General features: G+C 63.1%; 5 protein-coding genes. 1 reads left to right on the top strand and 4 read right to left on the bottom strand.

The genetic code is table 11. The annotated features are described in order from the left end of the window. Positions 1 to 499: 499 nt before the first annotated feature. Positions 500 to 1726: a toll/interleukin-1 receptor domain-containing protein gene (locus QZV93_RS09830; RefSeq protein WP_295557988.1), complete on the bottom strand. Its 1227-nt coding sequence runs from the start codon at positions 1724 to 1726 to the stop codon at positions 500 to 502. 304 nt (positions 1727 to 2030) lie between these two features. On the opposite strand from QZV93_RS09830, the gene QZV93_RS09825 reads away from it, so the two are divergent. Beyond that, positions 2031 to 2402 (top strand): hypothetical protein, encoded by a 372-nt coding sequence (locus tag QZV93_RS09825; RefSeq protein ID WP_295557987.1) that lies wholly within the window; start codon positions 2031 to 2033, stop codon positions 2400 to 2402. A gap of 62 nt (positions 2403 to 2464) precedes the next feature. Here the strand turns inward: QZV93_RS09825 and QZV93_RS09820 are convergent, their stop codons facing one another. From QZV93_RS09820 to QZV93_RS09810, 3 genes are all read right to left on the bottom strand, one after another. Then, positions 2465 to 3838: a VWA domain-containing protein gene (locus QZV93_RS09820; protein ID WP_295557985.1), complete on the bottom strand. Its 1374-nt coding sequence runs from the start codon at positions 3836 to 3838 to the stop codon at positions 2465 to 2467. A gap of 169 nt (positions 3839 to 4007) precedes the next feature. Beyond that, a complete protein-coding gene (locus QZV93_RS09815; RefSeq protein WP_295557984.1) occupies positions 4008 to 7295 on the bottom strand; it encodes a hypothetical protein in 3288 nt (1095 codons plus the stop codon). A gap of 181 nt (positions 7296 to 7476) precedes the next feature. Continuing rightward, a complete protein-coding gene (locus QZV93_RS09810) occupies positions 7477 to 8646 on the bottom strand; it encodes a thiolase family protein (RefSeq protein ID WP_295557983.1) in 1170 nt (389 codons plus the stop codon). Positions 8647 to 8773: the final 127 nt, after the last annotated feature.

Raw genomic sequence — 8773 nt, 5'->3', positions numbered from 1 at the left:
GCCGTTTTCATTTGCGCGCCTGGAGACCGAGACATCGATGTCCGCTCCTGACCCTTAGCGGCTATCAGGTTTATTCAACCCGGGTGTTGCTCAAACTGGGACAGCTCACAGAACGGTCTTCGCGCCATCGGTTCCTGCGCTCTTCTGCAAATCATCCGCTCTTGCACCAGTCTAGGCTGTTGTGTGACGAAGCGTGTAGACACCAAGGCCGGATTTTCGGTTTGTGCCCGTTCGCTGAGGTAGGCTGCTTCTTGACTCGTCCATGTGTTCATCTAACGTTGAGAAATCGGGGGTACTTGAGACATGGATCCGGTCGTTGCGAAGTTAATTGCGGCGGGGCTTGCGTCCGTCGGAGCCGGGTTAGCCGCTGTCGGAATCGGCCTCGTCTACGCGACGGCTCCCGAACAGTCGAAGATCACAGGGCTGCTGCTTACGGCAGGATTTGGGGCAGCGTGCCTACTCCTGGCGATCATAATGTTGTTCGCTTAAGGCTAGCGGTTCAAACCGGCGGCCCTGCGCCGTGTAAGACAGCGAGACCGATCTTCACGAGAGCCGCCGTGATGACAATAACCGCTGTTACGGACGTGAGCGCTGCAACCAATAACAGATTGCGCTGGCGAGCAGGCTTCCATCGAGTGTCCGCGCCGGCGGCTAGTGGCGCATCGAGCGCCGTGACCTGCTGCTCGTAAATTAGTTCCCTCAAGCGTGCCTGTGCATCGGCAAAGTGCGCACCGTCAGGCCACTGCGACAGAAACTCCTGGAGCGCGAGTTGGTCCGAGCTAGTGGCGACCGCGGCCCACGCCGCGGTTTCTCGCCCATTTCTGTTAGCAGCCTCGGCTTGAGACTTTGCGATAGCTTCTGCAGCCGTCAGCCAAGCTTGTACCGCCGATTCATGCTTTGACGTTGGGAACGCTTCAAGAAAAGATTGAAGTTCTTCGATCGACGACGACGAACTCAAGGTCTTGAACGTCAACTCTCCAAGTCGTGCTCGCGCATAGCGTTCGGTGCTGCCGCCCGAGAACCGCGCGAGATGATCGCGCAGATCATCGGGATCATCTTGCGCCTTTATGAAATCCCAGTTGGCCAACTCTTCCGCCTTGCGTACGTCCGCAGCTGACATACCTGACGCGCGCTGCTCGCGCGCGCGGGCCTCAACGGCGGCAAGTCGAGCCTTGTCATCGGCTTCCCGCTGCCTCTCAGATTCGTGGGTTGCAGCGCGCTCGACCTCGGTGGCGGCGCGCTGCATGGCTAAGTCGTCGAGCACGCCTCTTATCTGGCTGACGAGACCCTGCGCGTCAGCGTTGAAACGCTCCAAGGTAATCCGCACCGCCTGCTTGCGCGCGAGCGGTTTCAACGGCCCGGGCAAATCGTCGGCGCGGGGCATTTCTCCGCCCGGCACGAGCACGGGGATGACGCGCTTCTTCGCGCCAGCCTCCAGCGCCGAGACGACTTCGACGCGCACCCAATCCTCAGGGTTTTCGAGCCGCCGCCGCCCGGTCTCATCGGCCATCGTAAGCCAGCGCGGGCCAATGACGGCTATGAGGATGTCGCACTGGGAGACCTGCGCGCGCAGCACATCAACGTAGTCATCGCCGGCTTTGATGTGGCCCTCAACGTCCATGAAAATAGTGTCACGGCCCAGCGCCTGCTCCAGCCGGTCGAACAGGCGGCCGACGGTGCCCGCATCGTCGCCGCGCCGATAATTTATGAAAATCCTGCCCGTCAAACTCACCCCCACCGATTAACCGCAAGATCGTAACCAGGCCGTTCTCATTTCTCAAGTCCGCTCAGCGACTTCCGCTTCTGGCCCGGAGCCGACTTCCATAAAAAACGGAGCGGCCTTCGCCGCCCGGCCGAATGCCAAACTGCAAAGACGACAAGCGGGCTAGTACGCCTGCTGCACCTTCGACTTGTGCAGATCCCGACGCATCACCTTCGGCGCATTGCGCGCCTGCCTCGGTGCCCACCGAACCTTGAAATTGGAATAGCCTCTAGCGATACTCATCCCCAACAGCGCCTGGGGACTCTCGATGGTGGCCTGGCAATCGATCGGTAGGGGCTTGTTAGCGCTCTTCTATGCGGCGCCGTGGGCTTGGCTCCTTTGCTTTGCAGCGTTCACAGCGGCCGCTACATACGTCACGGGGCACGTTCCAAGCTACGGCAATCCTGATCCGAAGCAGATCGACGATCTTTGGATCCTCTACACGCTAGTCGTGATGTGGCTGGGGCTCACTCTCTTGTCGCCGTTCGTCGTCGCGGCACATGCATTCGCACGCGTCGTTTCCTCGCCGGCTCCGCACCTTGAGAGACAGCACCTACTTGTCTATGCGCTTGGCGCAACGCTCGTCGCATACATAATCGTGGGCGATCCGGCCGGCCTCGCCACGTGGCTGTGGGACTAGGTACAAAAATACGGAGCGGCTTTCGCCGCCCCGCCACCGCATACACCCATCGCAAACCGCAACTAGTACGCCTGCTGCACCTTCGACTTGTGCTGGTCCTGGCGCATGATCTTGCGCGTCTTGTCCCAGCTCTCGCTTTCGAGCCCCGCAGCAGCCTCCCGGCTCTTCTCCTCGAGCTTGTCGAGCGTCGAAATCGACGCGGTAGGCGCCGCCATCACACCGGCACCGAGAGCGCCCTTCTGCCGGTTGAGGTAGGCGGCATTGTCCTCGAGCACCTTGCGCGCGGCCGTGATGTCGCCGGCGTCGCGCAGTTCGACGGCCTTTTCGCTGTTCTCGGTCGCGATCTGCTCCGTCACCTGGCTCATGACGCCCTTGTTGATGCTCGCTTCCGCGGCCTTGGCGTCCTCGGTGAACGTCGCCTTGACGCTCGCCTTCGCCTCCGCCCGTGCCCCATCGTCGAGATTGAGATACCCAACGTCGACGTCGGCAACATCGCCGTCCGCCGACGCCAATCCGGAGTTCGGAACCTCGAGCTCCACCACCACGTAGCGCTCGTTGTCGGCCGGAAGCTGGTTGAGTTTGAGCGTCACGCGATTGCCCGAGATCTCCGCCTCGCGCCCGAGCACGCGCTTCGGTGTAAAACCGGACTTGCACTCGATCTGGATGATGATGTCGCGGGCGGCGATCGAAAGCGCATCTCCGAACTCCCGGTCGAAGATCTCGGCGAGATCGCTTGGCCGCTCCACGAACACATGGTTGCCGTCGCTCGCGGCCGCGAGCCGCTGCATCAGGTCCTCATTGTACTCGAGACCGAGGCCGATGGTGGAAACCGAGATGCCTTTGGAAGCCAGCTCCCTGCCGAGCTCCGCAAGCTCGCCCGGCGTGCTGGGTCCGACGTTGGCAAGCCCGTCGGAGAGCAGCACCACGCGATTGACCTGCATATCCGATTTGAAGGCCTTCACCTGCTCGCCGCCTTCCTTGACGCCGGCGTAGAGCGCGGTGGTGCCCGACGAGCTGAGCGCATCGATGGCGCGCTCGATGTCACGCCGATCCGACCCGATTTTTCCGGCCTCCCGCGGCACATCGACCTCGTGATTGTAGGACACGAGCGACATGACATCGTCGCCCGAAAGCCGTTCCAGCGCGGCATGTGCGCCCTTCTTGGCTGCCACCAGCCGCTCACCGGCCATGGATCCGGAGCGGTCGATGACAAGCGCGACGTTGATCGGCGGACGCTCGCGCTGCGTCTTGGCCTTCAGCGTCTTGAGCGAGAGCCTGAGATAGACGCGGTCGTTGCTCTTGCGAGCGATGGTGGAATGGCCGAGCTCGGCGCCGATTTGAACCTCGGCAGCCCGAGCGGGCGAAACCGGAAGCAGAAAAGCACCACTAAGGGCGGCGAGCGCAAAGAGAGAAGAAAACGTCCGCACAGGCGACATGGGAATCTCCTCGAAATAAAAAATCAGAAGCGCGGAGAATAAATTCGTCCCACGGCGGAAGAGTGCGAAAGTCGTGTCGGAACCGCGCAGGCCCCATGGCAAAAAAAAGAAAAGCCCGCGTGAGGCTGGCGCGCCACGCGGGCTTTTACGGAAGGCGATCGTCTGCTTGTCAGTTCAGGGCACGCTTGGCGTCGCTGGACGCAACCTGCTGTGTGGGCGTCCGCAGCACGAGCTGAAGCTGAGATTCGAGATTGAGCCAATCCCGATCCGTGCGGCGAGGATTGGACGCCAGGCTATGCCGGATCCGCCGCGCCATGCCGAGCAGAGCTTGCTCGTCAGGCCTCAGTCGCCCCGCACCGCTGTCCGGCTCGAGCTGATCGATCACTTCGGCAAGCTCGCTCTCGTACGGACCGTTGGGAAGCAGCATCAGAACGTTCCAGCACTGGTCGATCTCCGCCGACGCGCTGACCAGCTGTTGCCGCCCGGTCCCGTCCTCTGCAGCAAGATCGTTGTCGAGTTGCTCGAACACGCGCTCGAGACGACCGTGCTCGAGCTGATCGCGACTGGCCAGCTCTTGTTCCAGCAGCCGGTTGCTCTGCCGCAAGGCCATCATCGCTTCGCCGGCAGCGCTCGCCGCATCGAAGGCCAACCCGTTGAGCGACGTGAACGCCTCCGGAGCCACACCGAGCGATTCGACCAGAGCCGCGAGATAGCTCGGCGGCTCCTGCTCGCTATCGTCGTCGGATTGAGGCAGCCGCTGCGTATGGTCGGCAATCGCCTGCCGCGGCGGCGTGATCGATCCTCCTTGGCGCGCATCGGCGCGCCGCGGCGACGCGAGCCGCGCCATGCGAGAGCCGGCGCGCCCGACCTCGCGCGCGCGAATGCGGGCCAGCGTCTTGTAGAGATCCTTGTGCACGAAGTAGCCGCTGTCGCGTTTGCTGTCCCGTTGAACCAGGGTGAACGTGGCACCGGTATTGAGCACGTTGAGCATCACCGGGTGCACATCATCGGCCGCCTCATCGAGATTGACGTACGCGGTGAAACCGCGCGCCTCATCGATCGGAGTAAGCTCGCTCAGCACCGCCTCGGAGTTCTCTCCGACGTTCGGAAGCAGAGCGACCACGAGCTGGTCCTCGAGCTGATCGATCTTCATGCCGGCTTCGGCGCTCTCGCGGTTCGTCTCCAGCTCGCGCTTGATGACCGTGTTGAGAAACTCCAGCAATTCCGAGCGCACGAGGTAGTGCCCGGCGCGATCGCCGCGACGGACGGCACCGATGATCGCGCCCGCATTCAGGACATCGCGAACCTGCACCGCCGTCTCGGGATCGAGTTCATCGAGCCTGACCTCGTTCGAGTAGCCGTCGACATTCTCGATCGGGTGCATGGCCTGGCCAACGAGACGAGCCTTCCGGAACGTATCGGGCAGCAGCGCCGTCTCGATCATGGCGTTGAGTTCTTGCGAGTTCCGCGCCTTCATGGAGGGCACGTCCGACAACGGCGACCGCACGGCGTTCGCGCCGAACAGACCTGTCATGAAAATCAGGCTGTCGATACCGATGGCGATCGCCAGGGCAAGATAGGCCAGCCGGTTACCGTCCTGGAACGCGTTGAGCGACACCACGAAGTTGTGGGCCTTGTCATCGCGGTTGAGATCGATGGCCGACAGCTTCTCGCCCATCGTATTCGAATCCGCGCTCGGAAGACCCGAGTCCCGGAGGCATCTGCGGCCGAAGTCGAGCAGCGGATCCACGCCGCCCGTGGTCGGCACCTTGTCGCCGCCCGCACAGTTGGCCTCGAACGCCTTGAGGCCGGCGTTGAGCCCGAAGATCACGGCCGCCGCTTCCACCGCCTGCTTCGGATCGCAGTCGATATCGCGCACCTTCTCCTTGGTGGCCCCGGTGCTGATCATGGCATCGTAGAGCTGTACGCAATACTGGTGCAGCGCGCTGAGGCGCTCGGATGAGGGATCTTGACGGAACTCGGCGCGCGATTTCTCGAACGCGGCCCGCACCCGCGCCGGATCGACCTTCTGGCCTTCCTGGCCGAGCTGCGAGGACTCGGCGGCTTGAATGCGCTGCTCGGCCGTCGTCGCCTCACCCTTGAGTTTCGCGAGCTCGCCGTCCACGCCCGCAAGCTCGCGCTCGATCTGGGCGATTCGCGCATCGACCGCATCCAGGCGCTTCTGCGAGTCCTTCACCCGCTCTTCGCCGATCTTGTAGTAGTCTTTGAGCTTGCCGAGCTCAGCCATGCGCTCGCGGTAGATCGGACCCCTGCCGACTTTGAGTGTGCCTTCCACACCCTTGTCCTCGGCCATGGCCTCGACGCGCTTGGCATCGACCTCCTTGGCACGACCGTCGAGCTCGCCTTTCTTGCCGGCAAGCTCGGCCGCAAGCCCCGGCCGGTCGGCCTTGAGCCGTGACAGCTCGTCCGTCAGCGCCGCCTTCTTGCCGACAAGTCCGGCCTGACCGCTGGTCGCCGTCGCCATCCGCTCCTGCTGCTGGGCGATGGCAGACCGATGCGCCTCCATCTGGCGCGTGAAATGCGCCTCGATTTCCGCTTCCGCGCCTTCCGATGCCTTGGAGAGATTGCCGAGTTGCGCCTCGTAGGCGTGCCAGCCTTCGCTCTGGAACAGGCGCTCCGCCTCAGTCAGGCGCCGGCTCGAGATTGTGTCACCGATATCGGCAACCACGCCTGCAACTTGGTTCTTGGTGCGGATCTCGGCCGCGCGCTCGCGCTGGTCCTTGGGAAAGATCACGTTGAAACGGCTATCGAACGAGAAGAACACGCTCGTCGCCATGCAAGCCAGAAACATGACCCACAGCATGGCGTTCTTGGCGATGATGCGAATGCCTTGCGCGTAAGGCTGGATGACGTCGCTCTTGGAAAACATGAGCAGCGCCGAGACGGCGAGCAGCAAAGCGCCCGCACCGGCAAAGCCGTAGAGAAGCTGGTCGTTGGAAACGCCGGCATGGATGATGGCAATCGCCAACGCCACCAGAACCAACCCGCCGCCAAGCACCGAAAGCGCAACCAGCGGCGCGCTGACCGTACGCCCGTGACGGCCGCGCACCTGGTTCATGCCGGTAGCGAAGCTCTCGCCGATCAGCCACGCGACGATGAGCATCACGCCGTGGATGCCGAACGTGAACATCGCCGAGAGCACCGACTCGCCCGTGAAGTTCCGCATGCCGTCCCAGGTGGTCCATCCACCGGCGAGCGACAGCAGCAACGCGGACCCGCCGATCAGCGCCAGGCGCCAGTTGGTCAGCATCGTCTTCTCAGCAGCGGCCCAGACCTTGGGCAGAAGCCGCACCAGCACGCTCGCGACCGCGAGCACGACAAGACCCATCATGATCCAGTTCGCCGCCTGCGGCGCCGACAGATCCTGGGTGATGTTCGGAAGTGCCGGAAGCGACTGGACGACTCCGTCTGCCGCGGCCTTGACGTCAAAGCCCATTGCTCGTTTCCCTCTGACGCTCGATTGGCGGAGCGCGGGCGCAAAGCGCCCTTATGCACATATGCCGCCATTCCCGGGCTTCATCGCGGCGGGATTACGGCGAGTGAAGCACATGACGGCGATTTAATGTCATCGTTAACAAACGGAGCATTCTGCCGCGATCCGTCGCGACGCCGAGCAGCTAGCGCACCGCTTCGAACAGCGCCGCCAGTCCGAGACCGCCGACGGCGCCCAGCGTTGCCACGCCGTAGCGTTCTCCCTTGGCCTTGGGATCGGCCCTACGCACGAGGCGCGAGAAGAGCCGCACGACCAGCACAGCTCCTGCAGCCCCCAGCGGATGCCCACGCGCGATGGCACCGCCGTCGGGGTTGATTTTAGCCGGATCGACCTTGAGCAGCTCCGCCAAAGCAATCTCTTGTGCTGCCGAACTCTCACTCAGCTCGAACACATCGATCTCATCCCGTTTGAATCCGTTGAGCCGGCCATAGAGCTTGCGCATGGCCTCGATCGGCGCCTCGGCGTCTTTGTCGGGCGTCACGCCCAAGGCCGCAGTCGAGATGAGCCGCAGCGCCGGAGGCTTGCCTCTTGCCCGCCACGCCGTCTCGCTCACAACCACGACGAACGCTGCGCCGTCATGCAGGCTGCTGGTATTTCCGGGTGTGAGCGTCCCGTGCGGCGGCACGAAAGGCACCATGTCCTCGAGATCGTCCATCTCCGGGCTGGTGGCGCTCTGATCGCGCGCTTCCTCGGAGTTTCCCTTGAATGGCACGATCTCGCCGATGAACCGGCGCGACGCGCGGGCGGCTTCCGCTTTGAGGAAGGATTGCATGGCTACGGCGTCCTGACGCGCGCGGCTGATACCGAGGCGCTTGGGCAGCAGCTCCGAGGATTCGAACGGCGCCGCTTCGTCGGGGACATCCATGTTCGACGGCTCCACGCGCAAAAAATGCGGAAGCTGATAAAGGCTGCGCGGCTTTGCGATGCGCCATGGCGCCGTCGAGATCGATTCCGCGCCGCCCGCCACCACCACGTCCGCCTCTCCCCCCTGCACCAGCCGCACTGCCGCGATAATGGCGTCGAGACCGGAAGCGCACTGACGGTCGATGGAGTGGGAAGCCACCGTTTCCGGCAGACCGGCGGCCAGGGAGATGAGCCGGGCGGGGTTTCCGCCTTCCGACGCATTGCCGACGATGAGTTCGTCAACGTCCGACGGCGCAATTCCAGCGTCTTCGAGCGCAGCAAGAACGACCGGGCCGGAAAGATCTCCAACACGCCGATTGCGGTGCAAACCGCCGATTCGCCCAAGAGCCGAGCGCCGGGCGGCGATGATATAGGAGGACGGCACAGTCATGAGCGAAAAACGCGGTCACGATCACAAAACGCGCTCGGCCCTAAGCCCGTAGGACGCGCAATGATGCTAGTAACTACAGAAACATGGCAAAATGCGGGATTGCGCAATACTGCTGCTATACACGCAC

The sequence above is a fragment of the uncultured Hyphomicrobium sp. genome (genome assembly GCF_902826555.1).
Lineage (GTDB): Bacteria > Pseudomonadota > Alphaproteobacteria > Rhizobiales > Hyphomicrobiaceae > Hyphomicrobium_C.
The sequence above is the reverse complement of the archived record's forward strand: the minus strand, read 5'-3'. Positions and strand labels throughout refer to the sequence as shown.